This window comes from Roseateles sp. SL47 (genome assembly GCF_026625885.1).
GTDB lineage: Bacteria > Pseudomonadota > Gammaproteobacteria > Burkholderiales > Burkholderiaceae_C > Roseateles.
Genome location: NZ_CP113068.1, coordinates 1,941,934 through 1,959,829, shown reverse-complemented (window position 1 = coordinate 1,959,829; position 17,896 = coordinate 1,941,934). Strand labels below are relative to the sequence as shown.

General features: G+C 65.5%; 12 protein-coding genes. 4 read left to right on the top strand and 8 right to left on the bottom strand.

From position 1 onward, the window contains the following. Nucleotides 1–20: 20 nt before the first annotated feature. Together OU995_RS08500 and OU995_RS08495 are read right to left on the bottom strand one after the other, a co-directional pair. Nucleotides 21–3,185 carry an efflux RND transporter permease subunit gene (locus OU995_RS08500; protein ID WP_267835090.1) on the bottom strand — a complete coding sequence of 1,055 codons (3,165 nt, stop codon included), beginning with the start codon at nt 3,183–3,185 and terminating at the stop codon, nt 21–23. Between the two features lie 28 nt (nt 3,186–3,213). Beyond that, nucleotides 3,214–4,467, bottom strand: a complete 1,254-nt coding sequence (locus tag OU995_RS08495; RefSeq protein ID WP_267836212.1) for an efflux RND transporter periplasmic adaptor subunit — start codon at nt 4,465–4,467, stop codon at nt 3,214–3,216. A 259-nt stretch (nt 4,468–4,726) separates the two neighbouring features. Here OU995_RS08495 and OU995_RS08490 point away from each other — a divergent pair, with 259 nt between their 5' ends. Together OU995_RS08490 and OU995_RS08485 are read left to right on the top strand one after the other, a co-directional pair. Then, nucleotides 4,727–5,479 (top strand): TetR family transcriptional regulator, encoded by a 753-nt coding sequence (locus tag OU995_RS08490; protein ID WP_267835088.1) that lies wholly within the window; start codon nt 4,727–4,729, stop codon nt 5,477–5,479. Nucleotides 5,480–5,749: 270 nt separating this feature from the next. After that, complete coding sequence (locus tag OU995_RS08485; RefSeq protein ID WP_267836211.1) at nt 5,750–8,158, top strand: YgiQ family radical SAM protein; 2,409 nt, start codon at nt 5,750–5,752, stop codon at nt 8,156–8,158. A 95-nt stretch (nt 8,159–8,253) separates the two neighbouring features. On the opposite strand, the gene OU995_RS08480 is transcribed toward OU995_RS08485, so the two are convergent. Both OU995_RS08480 and OU995_RS08475 read right to left on the bottom strand, forming a co-directional pair. Beyond that, nucleotides 8,254–8,739 (bottom strand): hypothetical protein, encoded by a 486-nt coding sequence (locus OU995_RS08480; RefSeq protein WP_267835087.1) that lies wholly within the window; start codon nt 8,737–8,739, stop codon nt 8,254–8,256. Continuing rightward, the gene (locus OU995_RS08475) at nt 8,739–9,122 is read right to left on the bottom strand and encodes a phage holin family protein (protein ID WP_267835086.1); all 384 of its coding nucleotides are present in this window, start codon (nt 9,120–9,122) and stop codon (nt 8,739–8,741) included. Before OU995_RS08475 ends, OU995_RS08480 begins: the two co-directional genes overlap by 1 nt. Nucleotides 9,123–9,271: 149 nt before the next feature. On the opposite strand from OU995_RS08475, the gene OU995_RS08470 reads away from it, so the two are divergent. Continuing rightward, nucleotides 9,272–11,521 (top strand): putative bifunctional diguanylate cyclase/phosphodiesterase, encoded by a 2,250-nt coding sequence (locus OU995_RS08470; RefSeq protein ID WP_267835085.1) that lies wholly within the window; start codon nt 9,272–9,274, stop codon nt 11,519–11,521. 125 nt (nt 11,522–11,646) lie between these two features. Here the strand turns inward: OU995_RS08470 and OU995_RS08465 are convergent, their stop codons facing one another. The 3 genes from OU995_RS08465 to OU995_RS08455 form a co-directional block, all read right to left on the bottom strand. Beyond that, nucleotides 11,647–11,949 carry a DUF883 family protein gene (locus OU995_RS08465; RefSeq protein ID WP_267835084.1) on the bottom strand — a complete coding sequence of 101 codons (303 nt, stop codon included), beginning with the start codon at nt 11,947–11,949 and terminating at the stop codon, nt 11,647–11,649. A 140-nt stretch (nt 11,950–12,089) separates the two neighbouring features. Then, nucleotides 12,090–12,368 carry a hypothetical protein gene (locus OU995_RS08460; RefSeq protein WP_267835083.1) on the bottom strand — a complete coding sequence of 93 codons (279 nt, stop codon included), beginning with the start codon at nt 12,366–12,368 and terminating at the stop codon, nt 12,090–12,092. After that, nucleotides 12,358–13,848 carry a C25 family cysteine peptidase gene (locus tag OU995_RS08455; RefSeq protein WP_267835082.1) on the bottom strand — a complete coding sequence of 497 codons (1,491 nt, stop codon included), beginning with the start codon at nt 13,846–13,848 and terminating at the stop codon, nt 12,358–12,360. Before OU995_RS08455 ends, OU995_RS08460 begins: the two co-directional genes overlap by 11 nt. Before the next feature lie 109 nt (nt 13,849–13,957). Between OU995_RS08455 and OU995_RS08450 the strand changes: the two genes are divergently transcribed. Then, nucleotides 13,958–14,479, top strand: a complete 522-nt coding sequence (locus tag OU995_RS08450; RefSeq protein WP_267835081.1) for a hypothetical protein — start codon at nt 13,958–13,960, stop codon at nt 14,477–14,479. 118 nt (nt 14,480–14,597) lie between these two features. On the opposite strand, the gene OU995_RS08445 is transcribed toward OU995_RS08450, so the two are convergent. Beyond that, on the bottom strand, nt 14,598–17,591 hold the full coding sequence (locus OU995_RS08445; RefSeq protein WP_267835080.1) for a di-heme oxidoredictase family protein: 2,994 nt from the start codon (nt 17,589–17,591) through the stop codon (nt 14,598–14,600). Nucleotides 17,592–17,896: the final 305 nt, after the last annotated feature.

The window sequence follows — 17,896 nt, the reverse complement described above, 5'->3', positions numbered from 1 at the left end:
GCCGGGGCTCGCAACGTTCATCACACGCCGTCGGCGTTCTTGGCATTGCTGCCTTCGAGTTCATGCGCATACATCTTGCGCTGGCGTTCGCTGCCCTTGAAGAATCGGCGCACCACCAGGAAGAAGACCGGCACGAAGATCACGGCCAGCAGCGTGGCGGTGATCATCCCGGACAGCACGCCGGTACCGATCGCCCGCTGGCTGGCCGAGCCGGCGCCCGACGCAAAGAACAAGGGCGTCACACCCAGGATGAAGGCCAGCGAGGTCATGATGATCGGGCGGAAGCGCAGGTGGGCGGCCTCAAGGATGGATTCCACCAAGCCCTTGCCTTGCGCCTGCAGGTCCTTCGCGAACTCGATGATCAGAATGGCGTTCTTCGCGGACAGGCCGATGATGGTGATCAGGCCGACCTTGAAGTACACGTCGTTGGGCATGCCCCGCAGCGTGGCACCGGCCAGCGCACCCAGCAGACCCAGCGGCACCACCAGCAGCACGGCCAGCGGAATCGACCAGCTCTCATACAGCGCGGCCAGGCACAGGAACACCGCCAGCAGCGAGAACGCCAGCAGGATGGTGGCCTGCGAGCCGGACAGCTGTTCCTCGCGGGACAAGCCGGTCCACTCGTAGCCGATGCCGGCCGGCAGCTTGGCAATCATGCCTTCCAGCTCGGCAATCGCCTGACCGGTGGAAGCGCCCGGGGCCGCATCACCTGCCAGCCGCATGGCCGGATAGCCGTTGTAGCGGGTGGCCTGCATCTGACCGGTGATCCAGCGGCTGGTGGCGAAGGCCGACATGGGCACGGCCTTGCCGCTGCCGTTGGTCACGTTCAGCGCCAGCACGTCTTCCGGCGTCATGCGCTTGGGCGCATCTGCCTGCACGACCACGCGCTGCATGCGGCCGGAGCTCGGGAAGTCGTTCACATAGGACGACCCCAGCTGCGTGCCCAGGGTGGCCGCAATGGTGCCGTAGTTGATGCCCAGGGCCTGCGCCTTGTCGCGGTCGATGTCGATCTGCAGCTGCGGTGCATCTTCCAGACCGTCCGGACGCATGCCGGTGATGATCTTGCTTTGCGCGGCCATGCCCATCAGCTGGTTGCGAGCGGCCAGCAGTGCCTCGTGGCCGAGGCCGCCGCGGTCCTGCAGGCGCAGTGCAAAGCCGGTGGCGTTGCCCAGTTCGGGAATCGGCGGGGGCGACAGCGGGAAGATGAAGGCGTCGCGGACGCCGCCCATCATCGCGCCGAACACCCGGCCCGCCACGGCGCTGGCGCTGTGCTCAGCCCCCTTGCGCTCATCCCAGGGTTTCAGCGGCACGAACACCAGTGCGGCGTTCTGGCCCTGGCCGGAGAAGGAGAAGCCGATCACACCGATGGTGTCCGCCACTTCCGGCTGCTTGTGCAGGAACTGCTCCACGGCGGCCACGGCGGCTTCCGTGCGGTTGGAGGTGGCACCCGGCGGCAACTGCACGTTGACGATCAGGTAACCCTGGTCTTCATTGGGCAAGAACGACGTCGGCATGCGCACATACAGCCAGCCGACCACCACGACGATGGCCACGAAGGCCACCATCATGCTGGGGCTGCGCTTGAGCAGGCGGGACACCCAGCCTTCATACCCCTTGGCGGTGCGCGAGAAACTGCGGTTGAACCAGCCGAAGAAGCCGCGCTTCTCGTGATGGTGACCGGCATCCACCGGCTTGAGCAGCGTAGCGCACAGGGCCGGCGTCAGGGACAGGGCCATCAGCGCGGACAGCGCCATCGAGGCCACCATCGCCAGCGAGAACTGGCGATAGATGTTGCCCACGGAACCAGCGAAGAAGGCCATCGGCACGAACACCGCAATCAGCACCGTGGTGATACCGATGATGGCGCCCGAAATCTGGCCCATCGCCTTCTTGGTGGCCTCACGGGGCGAGAGCCCCTCCTCGCTCATGATCCGTTCCACGTTCTCCACCACCACGATGGCATCGTCCACCAGGATACCGATGGCCAGCACCATGCCGAACAGCGTCAGCACGTTGATGGAGAAGCCCATGGCCAGCATGATGCCGAAGGTGCCCAGCAGGGCCACCGGCACCACCAGCGTCGGGATGAGCGTGTAGCGCCAGTCCTGCAGGAACAGGAACATCACCAGGAACACCAGGATGATGGCCTCGACCAGCGTCTCGACCACTTGCGAGATCGAGATCTTCACGAACTTGGACGAGTCGTACGGCACTTCATACAGCACGCCGTCCGGGAAGTACTTCTTCAGCTCTTCCATCCGGGCCTTGACCGCGTTGGCCGTGCCGAGCGCATTGCCGGTGGGCGACAGCTGGATACCGATACCGGTGGACGGCTGGCCGTTCAGGCGTGCGTAGGTGGAGTAGCTCTGGCCTCCGAGCTCGATGCGGGCCACGTCCTTGAGCTTGACGGTGGAACCATCGGCATTGGCGCGCAGCACGATGTTCTCGAACTGCGCCTTGTTTTCCAGTTGGCCCTTGACCACGATGGTCGCCGACATCGTCTGGCTGGTGGTGTTGGGGCGGTCGCCCAGCACACCGGCCGGCACCAGCGCATTCTGGGCCGAGATGGCGGAGTTGACTTCCGTCGGGGTCAGGTTGAACGACAGCATCTTGGCCGGATCCAGCCAGATGCGCATCGCGCGTTCGGAACCGAACAGCTGGGCCTGGCCGACGCCGGCCACCCGCTGGATTTCCGGGACGATGTTGCGCGCGGCGTAGTCACCGAGCGCAATCGGGTCCATCGAGCCGTCTTTCGACGACAAGGTGACAAACAGCAGGAAGTTGGAGCGGGACTTGTCCACCTTCACGCCCTGCTGCGTCACCGCCGACGGCAGTCGGGGTTCGGCGCGCGACAGCCGATTCTGGATTTCCACCTGGGCCAGGTCGATGTTGGTCCCGGACTCGAAGGTGACGGTGATGGTGCCGGTGCCGTTGGCCTGGCTCACCGATTCCATGTAGGCCAGGCCTGGCGCCCCGTTGAGCTCCTGCTCGATGACGGAGACCACCGCCTCGTCCAGGGTCTTGGCGGAAGCGCCCGGGTACACCACGCTCACCACCAGCGACGGCGGCGCGACGGTGGGGTACTGCGCCACCGGCAATTGGGTGACGGCCACTCCACCGAACACCAGGATGAACAGCGCGATCACCCAGGCAAAGATGGGGCGATCAATAAAAAAACGTGCCATGTCTTGGATCCTTCCTGAGCGTCAGGGCTCAGTGGCCGGCAGCCGAGGCGCCTGCCGGAGCACCGCTGGCGGCGCTGGCAGGCGTGAAGGGCACCGGATTGACCGGAGCCCCCGGCACCATCATCTTCTGGAAGCCATCGGCAATGACCTTCTCGCCGGCCTTCAGGCCGTCCGTCACCACCCATTGATTGCCCACGGCGTTGCCAATGCGCACCTTACGGGCTTGCGGCTTGTTGTCGGCACCGACCACCAGCACGGTGTCACCGTCGTTGCCGCGGGTGACCGCCTGCTGGGGCAGCAGGATGGCCGACGGCAGCTCCGCCTGGGCCAGGCGCACGCGCACATACTGGCCAGGCAGCAGGGTGTTGTCGGGGTTGGGCACTTCGGCGCGCAGGGTGACCTGGCCGGAGGTGGTGTCCACCGTCAGGTCGGTGAACAGCAGCTTGCCGGGGCGGCTGTAGACCGTGCCGTCATCCAGCACCACCTGCACCTGGGCCGCGCCGCTGCCGGCGCTGCGCAGCTGGCCGTTGGCCAGGGCGCGGCGCAGGTTCTGCACCTCGTTGGCCGACTGGGTGAAGTTCACATAGACGCTGCTGACCTGCTGGATCAGGGCCAGCTGGGTGGCCTCGCTGGAGCTCACCAGCGCACCTTCGGTCACCAGCGCACGGCCGATGCGCCCGGAGATGGGCGCAGTGACGCGGGCATAGTCCAGGTTCAGCCGGGCCTGCACGGCGGCGGCCTTGGCGGCCGCCACATCAGCTTCGGCCGACTTGGCGGTGGCCACCGAGGTGATGTAGTCCTGCTGGCTGATGGCCTTGGCATCCGCCAGCGGCTTGTTGCGCTCCGCCTGTGCCGACGCCTGGGCCAGATTGGCCTGCGCCTTGGCCACATTGGCATTGGCGCTGTCCAGGGCAGCCTGATAGGGGGCCGGGTCGATCTGGAACAGCGCTTGGCCGGCCTTCACTTCGGCGCCTTCCGTGAACAGGCGCTTGAGCACAATGCCGGTGGCGCGGGCGCGCACTTCCGCCGTGCGCAGCGATTCCACGCGGCCGGGCAGTTCCGTCTGCAGCGCCACCGCCTGGGTGCCCACCGTGACCACACCCACCTGGGCGGGCGGCATGCCCCCCCCTTTGCCGGCGGCTGCGGCCTTGTCATCCTTGCCGCAGGCGGTCAGGACAGTGGCCAGCGAGACCACCAGGGGCAGAAGATAGAGCAAACGAGCGCCGGCCTGCAGGCCCGGGCGCTCCGCCCCCGGTTGTTCTTTCGGCTGAGGGAAGGACATCACGATGGGGTTCCTCTTGTGAATCAGATGGTGGCTTGTTGGTGTTTTTACGTAGCTTTTCAGCGTCGGCACATCATCGGCATCGGCCCGTCCTTCCGCAATGTTCATCGGGGTTCCCCCACCTCAACAGGGCAGGGATGCGACCGGTGGAAATGCGAAAAAAGCGGTTTGACCAACGCGCAGGCGCAACTCGACTACACAACGCGTGCAGTATATACATACATTCACGCATGTATGTTTAGCCGCCTACAATGCCCCCATGGCCCGCCGAACCAAACAAGAAGCCCAGGAGACCCGCACCCGCCTGCTGGACGCAGCCGAACAGCTGTTCCATGAGAGGGGCGTATCCCGCACATCGCTGCAAGACATTGCGCAGGCGGCCGGCGTGACACGTGGGGCGGTCTACTGGCACTTCGAGGACAAGGTCCAGCTGTTCGACGCCATGATGCAGCGGGCCACCATGCCGCTGGAGGAAGGCATTGAAGCGGCCACCTCCGCATCGCCCGACCTGCCGCTGGAAGACCTGCGGCTGGGGCTGCTCAATGTGTTTCACTGCACCGTCAACAATGCACGCACCCGGCGGGCTTTTGAGATCGCCAATCTGCGGGTGGAGTTTGTTGGTGAAATGACCAGCATCCTGGCGCGCAAGGTGGTGGCGCACCGGGACTGGACCCTGCACAACCGCGGCACCTTCGAGCGCGCCATCGAGTTGGGCCAGCTCCCGCCCGGCCTGGATACCCAGCGAGCCGCCATCGGCCTGATGGCCCTGGTGGGCGGCTTGCTGCACCACTGGATGCTGGACCCGGAATCCTTCGATTTGATCGAGGTGGGGCAGGCCCAGCTGGAGCACTATCTGTCCAGCCTGGCGGTGCCGGTGCCCAACCGGTTCAGCCCGCTGACCGAGGCGGAACGCCATACGCTGGGCCGACAGGCGGTCTGTGAATCGGCCCAATCCCCCATGACGGCGGCCGACGCCCAGCCCGATTCCCGGTTGAAAGCCCCGGATTTGTGAGGTCTCCCCTGGGGTGAACCCGAGGGAACAGCGACAATACCCGGTTACCCCCGCCGAGCCGCCGCCGTGTCCGTCACCCTGCCCCCGACTTCCGCCCTGCCCGCTGACGAGCGTTCCACGCCCGCCGCTCCCTCCGTGGGGAAGGACGGCCGGAAGGCGTCCGCCAAGGACACTCGCCAGAAATCGTCCGAGCACGAAACGCGCCCGAAGGCCCTCACAGGCTACCGTCCGTTCTGGGCCAAGCGTTTTGGCCCGGCGCCGTTCCTGCCGATGTCACGCGAGGAAATGACGCAGCTCGGCTGGGACAGCTGCGACATCATCATCGTCAGCGGCGACGCCTATGTGGACCATCCCAGTTTCGGCATGGCGGTGATCGGCCGGACGCTGGAAGCACAAGGTTTCCGCGTGGGCATCATTGCCCAGCCCGACTGGAATTCCCCCGACCCGTTCCGGGCGCTGGGCAAGCCCAATCTGTTCTTCGGCGTGGCGGCCGGCAACATGGATTCGATGATCAACCACTACACGGCTGATCGCAAAATCCGCTCGGACGATGCCTACACCCCGGGCGGTGCCGCCGGAAAGCGGCCGGACCGGGCCACGCTGGTCTACACCCAGCGCTGCAAGGAAGCCTACAAGGACGTGCCGGTCATCATCGGCGGCATTGAAGCCTCGCTGCGCCGCATTGCCCATTACGACTACTGGCAGGACAAGGTCCGCCGCAGCATTCTGGTGGACGCCAAGGCCGACCTGCTGGTCTATGGCAATGCGGAGCGGGCCATCATCGAGATTGCGCACCGCCTGGCCCAGAAGAAACCGATTGAATCCATCACCGACGTGCGCGGCACGGCCTTCATGCGCCGTCCGGACGATGCATCCCTGGATGGCTGGTTCGAGATCGACTCCACCGAGGTGGACGCGCCAGGCAAGGTGGAGGCGCTGATCAACCCCTACATGACCACCGACGAGGTGGCCGCCGATCAAGGCACCGACTGCGCCAAGCAGCAGTCCCAGGCGACCACGCCTGCAATGGCCACTGCGGATGCGCAGGCCCCGGCAGGCGCTGCGGCCATCGCAGGCGTGACCGCAGGCATGCCCGAGGTCAAGCCGATCCGTATCGTGCGCCAGCCGCTGGCCCGCACCGGGCAGGACGGCCGTGCCCTCACCACGCCCCGTGACCGCACCGTGATCCGGCTTCCGGCTTATGAGCAGGTCAAGAGCGACCCGGTGTTGTATGCCCATGCCAACCGGGTGCTGCATCTGGAAACCAATCCGGGCAATGCGCGCGCGCTGGTGCAACGGCATTCGTCCAGCGGCGTGGACCGCGACGTCTGGCTGAACCCACCCCCCATCCCGCTGACCACGGCGGAGATGGACCATGTCTTCGACCTCCCTTATGCCCGCAGCCCGCATCCCCGCTATGCGGATGAAAACGGCAGCCATGACGCCGGCACCAAGATCCCGGCGTGGGAGATGATCCGGTTCTCGGTGAACATCATGCGTGGCTGCTTCGGCGGTTGCACCTTCTGCTCCATCACCGAGCACGAAGGGCGTGTGATCCAGAGCCGCAGCGAAGACTCGATCATTCGTGAGATTGAAGACATCCGCGACAAGGTCAAAGGCTTCACCGGCATCATTTCCGACCTGGGCGGCCCGACGGCCAACATGTGGCACATCGGCTGCAAGAGCCCCGAGATTGAAGCCGCCTGCCGCAAGCCCAGCTGCGTGTATCCCGGCATCTGCCCCAACCTGCACACCGACCACGGCCCGCTGATCAAGCTCTATCGCCGTGCGCGTGGTTTGCGTGGGGTCAAAAAGATCCTGATCGGCTCCGGTCTGCGATACGACCTGGCCATCGAGTCCCCGGAATACATCCAGGAACTGGTCACCCACCATGTGGGCGGCTATCTCAAGATTGCGCCGGAGCACACCGAGGGCGGCCCGCTTTCCAAGATGATGAAGCCGGGCATTGGCACCTACGACCGCTTCAAGCAGTTGTTTGAGCAGGCCAGTGCGGCTGCTGGCAAGAAGCAGTATCTGATCCCCTACTTCATTGCCGCCCACCCGGGCACGGCCGACGAGGACATGATGAACCTCGCGCTGTGGCTCAAGCGCAATGGCTTCCGGGCGGACCAGGTGCAGACCTTCTACCCCAGCCCCATGGCCACGGCCACGGCGATGTACCACTCGGGCAAGAATCCGCTGAAGAAGGTCACCCGCGACAGCGAGGCGGTGGACATCGTCAAGGGGGAGCGTCGGCGCCGCCTGCACAAGGCCTTCCTGCGTTATCACGACCCCAACAACTGGCCGCTGCTCCGTGAGGCGCTGAAGGACATGGGCCGCGCCGACCTGATCGGCAACGGCAAACATCACCTGATCCCGACCTTCCAGCCGGCCACCGACGGTGGTTATGAATCAGCGCGCCGCAAGAATTCAACGCAGGCCGGTCAAAAGACCGCGCCGAACAAACCGCGTGCGGGACAAATCCTGACCCAGCACACCGGGCTTCCGCCACGGGAAACCGGTGCGGCGCGCAAGCCGGTGGGTGCCCAGGCGCCGCGTACTGCGCAGACGACTCAGGGTGGTCGGCCAAAAACCGGGGGGCCGGTGCAGCGCTCGGGTGGCAGCAAGTCCAGCGTTACCGCCCCGCGTGGTGCGAGCCTCAAACGCGGTCGGCCCTGATCGGGGCTTTGCGGGGGGCGTTTGTTTGCGTGGGCGTCCGTGAAGGCGCCCGTAAGGGTGTTGATCGGGGCGTTGAGGGGTGCGGTGGGGGGCGTCTATGTGGGCGTTGATGGGGGCGTCTGCGACGACGCCACATCCGGCGCCACCGGGGGCTGAGGTGCAACCGCTGCCGCCGATGGCGACCGCGCTTCTGTCCGTGCTTCCGTCCGCGCTTCAGTCCTGGATTCAGCCCGCGATTCCGTCCCCGGATCCGCTCCGGACGGCGAAGGTGCCTGCGGCCGCACCCAGCGCCAGACCTTCAGCGCCAAGGTCAGCCAGGTCCACAGCCTCGCGAGCCGACCGGGCCTTCTGAACAGCCGAGTGAGCCCGAACAGGCCTCCCAGCCCGCCCAGGGCTCCCAACGCCTGCCAGGCTTTGGGCAGACTGCGAAGCAGCCGCCAGAGGCCGTGCGCCCGGTCCGCCCAGCGCAAAGGCTGCTCCAGGGCTCGAACGTCCTGCGCCAATTGCACCCGCAATTCGGCACTGCGCAATTGCAGATCGAGCTGACGCAGCTTCAGACGCTGCTGCATGTCTCGCCACATCAGCGGCTCTCCGTCTCACCGAGGGCGCGGGCATCCCGGGCCAGTTCGGCCAGGCTGGCGCCAAACGGATCCCCTTCGGCCAATTGGCGTTTGGCCCATTGCCAGCTCAGCACGGCGGCCAGCAACAGCACCAGCCCCAGGGCCAGGCCCAGAGGGGCCCGCCATGCGTCCGGCACCCACAACAGGGCGGCAAACACCAGCATCAGCAGGGAGGCGACCCCGAGCAGCAAGGCCAAGAGCAGGCCGGTCAGGGCGGCAAACAGACGCAGCAGCTGGGATTGAAGCTCCACGCCCAGCAGTTCCAGGCGCACTCGCGCAAGTGACAACGTGTGTGCCGCCATCCGGCGCAATCGGTCCGCCAGATTCAGCTCCTGCGACTCCATGTGACTTTCTCCTCGTCCTCGACCGTGTCACCCTACCACTGAATCGGGGGAAACGATGGCGTACAAGCCACATCTGCGGGGGAGGCTTCAGCTAAAGTCAAGGCAACGTCTCGTGCCGTCGCGCACGGGCGTCACGACAAGGTCTCTCAATGTCTGATCGTCAGCATTCGTCGAACTCTGCCGTCGTCGACGACGACGACGTGCTGCAGTTCCTGGACGACCAGGACGCCGCCCGCGAGACCACGGCCGTGTCCGAGCACCCGTGGCGGGTGCTGATCGTGGATGACGACTCGGACGTGCACAAGGCCACCGAGTTGGCCATGCAGGGCCTGTCCGTCGAGGGCCAGCCACTGAGCTTCCTGCACGCCAGATCAGCCGCCGAAGCTCGGCGCCTGCTGGGCCGCGAGCATGACATTGCCGTGGTGCTGCTGGATGTCGTGATGGAGTCGGATGATGCCGGTTTGCAACTGGTCCGCCATATCCGGGATGAGCTCAAGCTTGCCGCCTTGCGCATTGTGCTGCGGACCGGTCAGCCGGGATATGCCCCGGAGATCGAGACCATCCAGGCCTACGACATCAATGACTACAAGACCAAGTCAGAGCTGACTCGCACCCGTTTGTACACGGTGCTCACGGCGGCGATTCGTTCCTACCGTCAGATCCGGGCCCTGGAGGCCAGCCGTGAAGGCATGGAGATGATTGTGGAGGCGAGTGCCGAGCTGGGTCGGCTGCGTGGCATGCAGAGCTTTGCCGAAGGTGTCATTACGTTGCTGAGTGCCTTGCTGGGCACCCTGCCCGATGGTGTGGTGTGTCTGCAAAGCGAAAACGACCCGAGTGGTGAAGCGCGTGTGATTGCGGCGGCGGGCCAATACAGCTCGTTGGTGAGTCGCCCGCTGCGCCATGTTCCGGTGCAGCGCGTTCGGCAGTTGCTGAGCCGCAGCCTGGCGCTGGGTGATCATCTGCATGAAGACGGCTGCACCGTCATGTATTTTGGGCTTCCCAACGGCCGCGAGATGGCGGTGCTGGTGGAAGTGCCGCGGCCGATGGAAGACCTGGACCAGCAACTGCTGCGTGCGTTCAGCTCCAACATTGCGGCCGGCTTCGAGAATGTGGTGCTGTACAGCCAGCTGTCGGACCAGGCGTACAACGACCCCTTGCTGCAGCTGCCCAACCGCACGCGCTTCATTGAGGTGCTGGAGCAGAACCTCAAATCGCCGGACGGCATCACGCTGGCGCTGATCGACCTGGACGACTTTGCCGACATCAACGATGCCTTTGGCCATCGTTTTGGCGACCAGGTGCTGCAGGCGGTCACCCTGCGAATGGCGGGCCAACTGGGCCACAACACGGCCATGGCCCGCATCTCTTCCAACGCCTTTGGACTGTTGGGGCCGGAAGAGGTGGTGAATGGGGACCGGATTGCCGAGTTGTTCAACGACCCGTTCACTGTCTCTGGCGAGCGCTTGCAGCTCAGTGCCACCACCGGGCTGGTGCGTCTGGCCGAATCGCGGGCTTTGGGTTCGGAGCTTTTGCTGGATGCGCAGATTGCGCTCAAGCGTGCCAAGGCGCAGAACCGTGGCGCGTCGCAGTATTTCCATGCCGAAATGGGCATTGATGCGCGGGAGCGTTTCAAGCTGCTCAAGGGCCTGAGGGCGAGTTTTGAAGAGCGGCGGCTGTTTGTGGTGTATCAGCCGCAGGTGGAGCTGGCGACGCAACAGGTGATTGGAGCGGAGGCTTTGCTGCGCTGGCGCACGGCGGACGGCCAATTTGTGCCCCCGGACCAATTCATTCCGTTGGCGGAGCAATCGGGCCTCATTGTCCCGATCGGTGAATTTGTGCTGCGGACGGCCTGTTTCCAGATTGCTCAATTACGGCGCAACGGCTTTGATGATTTCCGGATTGCGGTGAATATTTCACTGGCGCAATTCCGTCACCACGGCTTCATTGATTCGATCCGTCGCGCGCTGATGGATGCCGAGATTCCCGGATCGGCGCTGGAGCTGGAGATCACGGAATCGATGGCCATGGAAGAGGTCTCGACGGTCTTACGGGTGCTGGCGGAGATTCGAAGCACGGGGGCCACGGTGGCCATTGATGACTTTGGCACGGGATTCTCGTCGCTGAGTCAGCTCCGTCGTCTGGACGTAGAGCGCCTGAAGATTGACCGTGCCTTTGTCCACGAGGCGCAGAGCAGTGCAGCTGGCGCCACCATTGCGCAACTGGTCGTCAATCTTGGCTGCAGCCTTGGCATGCGCGTTGTTGCCGAGGGCATTGAAACCGAAGAGCAACGCCAGCACCTACTGGCGCTGGGCTGCCACGAAGGCCAGGGCTGGCACTTTGCGCGTCCCATGCCCGCCGACCAGCTCGAAGACTGGCTCCGCGCCCACCGCCCCACCTAGCCCCCGACCCTCGGGGCCAAGAGCAAAGCGACTGGCGCCCGCCCCCAGGCCACAGCCGCGGAACTGGCTCTGCCAGGCCGCAGGCTGGCGCCCCTCGGGGGCAGGAGCGAAGCGACTGGGGGGCCTTACTTCCTACTGATGAGAAGCCCCAACAGCAAGCCGACGCCGGCGGCCACGCCGATCGACTCCCACGGATTGCTGTGCACGTAGTCATCCGTCGCCTTGCCAGCCGCCTTGGCGCGATCAATCGCGGCTGCCTGGAAATCCCCCAGGCTGCCCTTGGCACGGTCCAGCGTCGCCTGCACACGGGCACGCAGTTCCGAAGCGGTCGCGCTGGTCTGATCCGATGTGGCGCGCAGCAGGGATTCCGCGTCGGTCACCACCTGGTGCAGGTCCGCCAGCAGACGGTCGGAAGGATTCTTGGCCATGCTTTTCTCCAGTTCGTTGAGTTGCTGATGCAGAGATCCCATAAAGGAATCGGGGAAACCTCAGGTTTTACGTCCGTCCGGGCACCCGCAGCAAGTCGTTGAAGGTAACCGACCCTGCCGCACGGGCATCTCCCGAACGGTTATTGATTTTGGTCATCCAACCGGCAGATGTCTTGCACAAAAAAGTAGCCATCCCGCTGCTGGCCAGACACCCGCAACACCTGTCCCTCCAAGGCCTCCAGGACCGGGTCACGGATCGGATGCCCGCCCTGGCGGCGAAGCAGGACCTTTTCCCCGTCCTCGAGTTCCAGGCGCAGCGCCAGCCTTTCGCTTTTGCTGCCCCGGTCAATCACCTCACGGACCAGCCGCCCCTGCAAGCAGGTGCGACCGTCGTCTTCGGGAGAGAACTCAGCGGGCATGCATGCGCCTGACATGCAGGAGCAACCCGTCCTGCTCGGTCGCGACGAGCGCCAGCAGGCGCGCCGCGTTCCAACCCTTGTACACATGGACCCGCCGCTGCCCGGGTGTGCCTGCCACGTCGTAGCTGATCCGGCTGCAGGTGGCCGGCGACAGGCCGGACTCCTTCAGCATGGGCTCGATGGCGGACCGCACCGCTGCGGACGGCGGTTGATCGCTGGACTTGAGAGAGGGCAATGCGCGTGCCAGGTAACGGCCGTCCCGTTCCAGCTTCTCGCGACGAAGCCCGCGCACGCCCCGGTCCTGCACGGTCGCGAAGGCCTTGCGGAAGGCGCGGGTGCGGGTGAGTGCGTGGCTGACAAAGCTCACCGGCTGAAGCGAGGGGTCCCCCAGAAGGTAGAACTGACCGAGGGTCTTCAGGTCCATCGGATCCAGGTGGGTCCGCTCTCCGGCGAACTTCTGCCGGGCCTCCAGCAATGCACGGCCGGTGGAAGCTCCCGCGAGCACACGCTGCAGGAAATACTGGCACAGCAGGTCGGCCGACCCATTGCCTTCACTGGGACCGTAGGCGATGGTGGTGCTCCCCAGGAAGGCGGTGGCGCCGTCCCCCAAATAACGCAGGGCGATCGGCCATTGGCCCTCCGCCAGGGCGGGGTCGAACAGTTGGGCCCCATAACAGCATTCGGCGGCGATCACCGTGCCGGCGGTGATCCGGTCCCGGATCAGGGACGAGCGGTGCGACACCGGATACGCCTCCCCCTGCTGCCCGTAGTACTCCGGCATGTCCTTCTGGCCGTGGCAGTTGATGAAATGCATGCGCGGGGCCAGCTCGGCCTTGGTCCATGCCGGGCCTTCGGGCGGCGACAGATGCAGCGCGTCCGCATGGCCGAAGGTGTTGATCAGGCTCAGCCGGGTAGACGCCTGCCACACCTCGGCCGAGAGGCCAAAGCTTTCCAGATAGTCTTCCCTGGGCAGCGCCTTGTGGCGGGCAGCCGAGCGGATGAGTTGCAGCAGCAGGTCCGGCCGCTGGGCCCCGGGCAGATCCGGAATCCGGCCCACCACGCGAGTCGGGCCAAGGAACCGATTGGGATCGGTGCTGTAGGCGGTCTCGCAGGCGTAAGGCAGGTCGCTGGGCACGACCGGATCGCCGTCGCCCAGGTCGCCCCCATGGGCCGCATTGCGCAGGGGCACCATCGGCAGCACATCCGGGCCGCCCAGCAGCACCACATAGTGCGGGGTCCGTGCCTGCACCAGCGCATCCACCGCCTTCTTCAGGCTGCGGGCATCGGGCGGCCCCTGCACCGGTGCGGCACCGATGGCTTTCATCGGCCCGGTCATGTCGATGGGCAGCAGTTGCGTATCCACACCCCGGCGCTTGTCGGCCGCCACCAACTGCTTGAGCGCTGCCTCGATGCGGGCCAGCCCTTCGGTGCGGTATTTGGACCGCAGGGCCCCCCGGTGCATGACGATGAACTTGTCCATGAGTGTCCTCCCTGTTTTTGATGGGGTGGATTGTGGACAGGCTGGACCTGTGCCGCAATGCACGTCCCCCAGAACGGGTCATGGCGGTGTCATCAAGCCTCCATGGAGCATGCGCAACATCCGCCCCGCCATGCAAGCCCCTCGCAAAACCGAACTCGCTCGACAACTGCTCGCTCCCGGGCAGCGGCAACTGGCGCCGGCCCTGCGCGCGCTGCTCATCACCGTGGACGGGAAACGGGACGCATCGGAGCTGTGCCGCCTCGGCCGCGGCTTGGGGCTGGGCGAGAACAGCGTCCAGTTGCTGCAGGAAAAGGGGCTGATTGAGCTGCCGGCGCCGTTGGAAGCGCCGCGTTCACCGCAGCGGGCCCAGGAGATGGCCTTGGCGGCCCAGGCGGCGGAGCGGGCCCAGGCGGCCAAGCGGCTGGTCAATGCGCGCTTCTTTGCCCTGGACCTGGTGACCCGCATGCTGGCCGGCCGGGAAGCCGATCTGCGCAACCGCTCCCGGGAGGCAGACACCCACAGCCGGTTCATGGAATGGGTGGACCTCTGCTGCGAACGGATCGAGGAGCATTCAGACGCGAGCCGCGCTGCGATGTTCCGCGAACGGGTGGAAGCGGCGATGCGGGGGTGAGCCCTTCGTTCCGTCGCAACGACGCTGGACGGCGCGCCCAGAAAGTGGACAAGGCGGCCGAGGCCGCCTTGTTGCGTTGCGCTGCGCCCGTCGTCGCAGCGTGGGTATGCGCCCGTCGTCAGAGCGAGTTCAAGAAGGCCAGCAGCGCCTTGCGATCTGCGGTGCTCAGGTTGACAAAGCGCTGCCGGCTGGCGGCTGCTTCCCCCCCGTGCCACAGGATGGCTTCGGTCAGCGTCCCTGCACGGCTGTCATGCAGATACCCCACCTTCACGCCGGTGCCCGCCACGTACTCGGTATAACCGATGCCCCACAGCGGCGCGGTCCGCCACTGGTTGCCGGCCGCCTGGGATTCCACCAGGGTGTCGGCCAGCTCGCTGCCCATGTCGTGCAGCAGCAGATCGGTGTAGGGGCGGATGGTCTGGTTGCGGTTTTCCGCCAGCTCCGTGCCCAGGCCCGTCTTCATCTCGGCGATGTGGCAGGCCGTGCAGCGGATGGAGGCAAACAGCTTGGCACCTGCGGCCACCTGGGTCGGATTCACGTCCAGGTAGGGCAGCGGCGTCACCCCCTTGGGGAAGCCGCTGGTGAGGCTGCGCTGCGCCGGTACGCCCAGCAGACCCACATAACGGGTGATCAGCTGCAGATCGTCCTCGGACAAGCCCTTCTCCACCTTGTTGCGGTTGCACTGGGCCGGGCCGGCCAGGCAGTCGCGGTTCGGGTAGAGCGGCGACGTGACCGACATGTCCAGCAGCGCGGCATTGGCGGCCTGATGGCGCAGGCTGACCTTGGCGGCCTTCCAGCCGTAGCGGCCCACACGGACCGCGCCGGTTTCCGGGTCATAGACCAGGTTGGCCTGCCCCTTCACACCGTCTTCGTCGGGCGTGGTGCGCACACGCGCCAGGATGTCTGCGTCCGGAATCGCTTCCAGCAGGCCCATGCCGATCATCGGCTGCGCGGCACGCAGCGAAAACACCGACGGCGTCGGGCCATCAAAACTCACCCGCGGCTTGCTCAGCGTCACCACCGTGCCGTCCGCCAGCGTCACCGTCTTGGTGTCGAAGCCGGCCACCCGAACGGCCATGCCCCAGTCCTGCAGCGCACCGGTGGTCTGCGACCGGGCATTCATCTGCACAGCCAGCCCATAGGTCGGGTGCGGCACCTGCTTGCCATTGGCATCCAGGGTGGCCGTACGCACGGCCATGGTGTCCAGGCGCTGGTTCAGCACCTGGGGCGCCAGTCCTCGCCCGTTGTTGATGTGGCAGGCGAAACAGGTCGATTGGTTGAAACGCGGCCCTTGCAGACCCACGGCCGCCGTATTGCGGTCATTGCCGGCTTCATTGTGATCGCCCGTCCACATGTTGCTGTGGATCCAGCGGCGGCCTTCGGTGAAGCGCTGCATGTTCTGCATACCGATCTGTGTGCTCGGCTGCTGGAACATGAAGGTGGCGTTGTCGGCGTAGTCGTAAGAGATGGAGCCGGTGCCGCCCAGCAGCGTCTCGTCCGGCAGCGGCGCATTCATCAGGCGCGGCTGGACACCGTACCAGGGCCGCAGGCCGCTGCCCACCACATACGTCACCTCATTGGTGTAATAGCGGAAGTTGCCGCTATCACCAATGGCGTCCATGGCGGCGCGGCTGGAGAAGAACGAGCCGGTGAATTCAATGGCATCGCCCACCTTCAGGTTGCGCGATGCCACCGTGGTGGTGGGCACCAGCACGCCATTGGCGTCCGGGCCCACGTCGCGATGGCCGGGCACGTTGTCCAGCACCACGGAGCAGCCATCATTGGCGCCGATGACGCCGTTGTAGCCGGTATTGGGCTTGGCCAGCGCACCTTCAGGCGGCTTGGGAACCACGGGGCAAGAGGTCAGGTCATTGAAGCCGTCGGTGTAGGTGGTGTTGTCCAGCAAAGTGCCGGGCGACATCCATCCATAACCGGTGACACCCGGGTCATCGAAGCGACGGAAGAACGAATGACCGCCGCCGCGCTGGGCCTGCTGATAGTACTGGTTGATGATGATGCGGGGCTTGGTGACCCCGGCCACCCGGCTGTTGTCGATGAACTCGACACCCCAGGTGCGATTCTTGAAGTAGTTGGCAATGAAGTTCAGATAGGCGCCCGGCCCCTTGTCCCGAGGCTGGCCGTTGGCATCCACGGTGTCGTTGGTGCCATAGCCGATTTCTGCCCAGTCCTCACCACGTTCGCGGGCATGGCGGGAGCGGCCGACAAAGCCGAAGCGGGTCACCAGGGTGCCGTCGGGCAGGGTGAACTGCACTTGCTCCAGCGGGGCGGTGATGGCGGGTGAGGTGACCGAGCTGCCCAGCGGAGGCGTCGGCGTTGCCGAGCTCACCACCGAGGCCAGCGTGTTGTCGCTACCCGGCGATTTGAAGCTGACTTCAAACAGCGAATAGCCATACTGCGTGCCACGGGCCACGCCCTGGATCTTCACGTAGCGGACGTTGGCATTCAGATTGAAGAATTCTTCGGTGCCGCCCTTGCCGCCAGCCACATAGCGCAGTTGGTACCAGGTCTGACCGTCATCGGAGGCGAGGACGGCGTATTCCTTCCCATAGGCGTTTTCCCATGCAAGCTGCATGTAGCCGATGGGGGTCTTGGTGCCGAAGTCGAACTGGATCCAGGCGGTGTCTTCCGGCACGCTGGACCAGCGAGTGGTCATGCTGCCGTCGAAGGCTTTATCCGGGCCGTTGTTGTTGTTCTCGGTGGCGCTGGAGGTGGCGTTGGCGATCTTGAGGGCCGCGCCCGGCTTGCTCAGGTCCAGGCCCGACGGCAGTTGCAGGCCGGGCGGCAGGGCCGGCGCCGCAGTGCCGCCCCCGGTGGGCAGCGTGCCGGTGGACGGCGAAGGGGTGGTGGTGGGCGGCAGTTCCGGCTCGGGTGACGAAGCCGTTGGCGCGGGCGCCGGGATCGGTGCGGGCGCCGGGCTCCCGCTGCTGGGGGGCGTCCCGGCGGCGTCGCCAGAAGAGGATCCACCACCACAACCCGACAGCGCGCTGACGGCACTGAGCGCCAGCACAGCGCTGAACAATAGCCCGCGCGACAGGGCGGGGGGCGGGGGACAACCCAACTTTTGGTCGGTCTCTGATACGTTGTTGCGCATGTGCGCTCCTGCAAGTCCGAGGAAACGGGACACCAGGACGCGCGCGGTAACGGGCTCCAGGTGGTCTTCCCCGTATGTCTTGCAGTTAACGTGCCGGTTGCTATTGGTCACAAAGTGGTCTACACCCCTTGAAAGTCCGACCTTTGGCCTCCTCGGCCGTGTACCAAGGATGCGATTCGCCACGGGAAGCGGTGGGGGCTGGGGTCAGTTTTTGTCAGAACCGACAAATACTGTCAGTTCACCCACCGCAATTGGTCGGCGTCGTCGCGATTTGTTGATTGCGGGGCCCGACGAGGGCGTGGCGG

What these genes read in the sequence shown, in the direction of transcription:
- OU995_RS08500 (WP_267835090.1), bottom strand. Translation starts at nt 3,185, where the DNA reads ATGGCACGTTTTTTTATTGATCGCCCCATCTTTGCCTGGGTGATCGCG.
- OU995_RS08495 (WP_267836212.1), bottom strand. Translation starts at nt 4,467, where the DNA reads ATGTCCTTCCCTCAGCCGAAAGAACAACCGGGGGCGGAGCGCCCGGGC.
- OU995_RS08490 (WP_267835088.1), top strand. Translation starts at nt 4,727, where the DNA reads ATGGCCCGCCGAACCAAACAAGAAGCCCAGGAGACCCGCACCCGCCTG.
- OU995_RS08485 (WP_267836211.1), top strand. Translation starts at nt 5,750, where the DNA reads ATGTCACGCGAGGAAATGACGCAGCTCGGCTGGGACAGCTGCGACATC.
- OU995_RS08480 (WP_267835087.1), bottom strand. Translation starts at nt 8,739, where the DNA reads ATGTGGCGAGACATGCAGCAGCGTCTGAAGCTGCGTCAGCTCGATCTG.
- OU995_RS08475 (WP_267835086.1), bottom strand. Translation starts at nt 9,122, where the DNA reads ATGGAGTCGCAGGAGCTGAATCTGGCGGACCGATTGCGCCGGATGGCG.
- OU995_RS08470 (WP_267835085.1), top strand. Translation starts at nt 9,272, where the DNA reads ATGTCTGATCGTCAGCATTCGTCGAACTCTGCCGTCGTCGACGACGAC.
- OU995_RS08465 (WP_267835084.1), bottom strand. Translation starts at nt 11,949, where the DNA reads ATGGCCAAGAATCCTTCCGACCGTCTGCTGGCGGACCTGCACCAGGTG.
- OU995_RS08460 (WP_267835083.1), bottom strand. Translation starts at nt 12,368, where the DNA reads ATGCCCGCTGAGTTCTCTCCCGAAGACGACGGTCGCACCTGCTTGCAG.
- OU995_RS08455 (WP_267835082.1), bottom strand. Translation starts at nt 13,848, where the DNA reads ATGGACAAGTTCATCGTCATGCACCGGGGGGCCCTGCGGTCCAAATAC.
- OU995_RS08450 (WP_267835081.1), top strand. Translation starts at nt 13,958, where the DNA reads ATGCGCAACATCCGCCCCGCCATGCAAGCCCCTCGCAAAACCGAACTC.
- OU995_RS08445 (WP_267835080.1), bottom strand. Translation starts at nt 17,591, where the DNA reads ATGCGCAACAACGTATCAGAGACCGACCAAAAGTTGGGTTGTCCCCCG.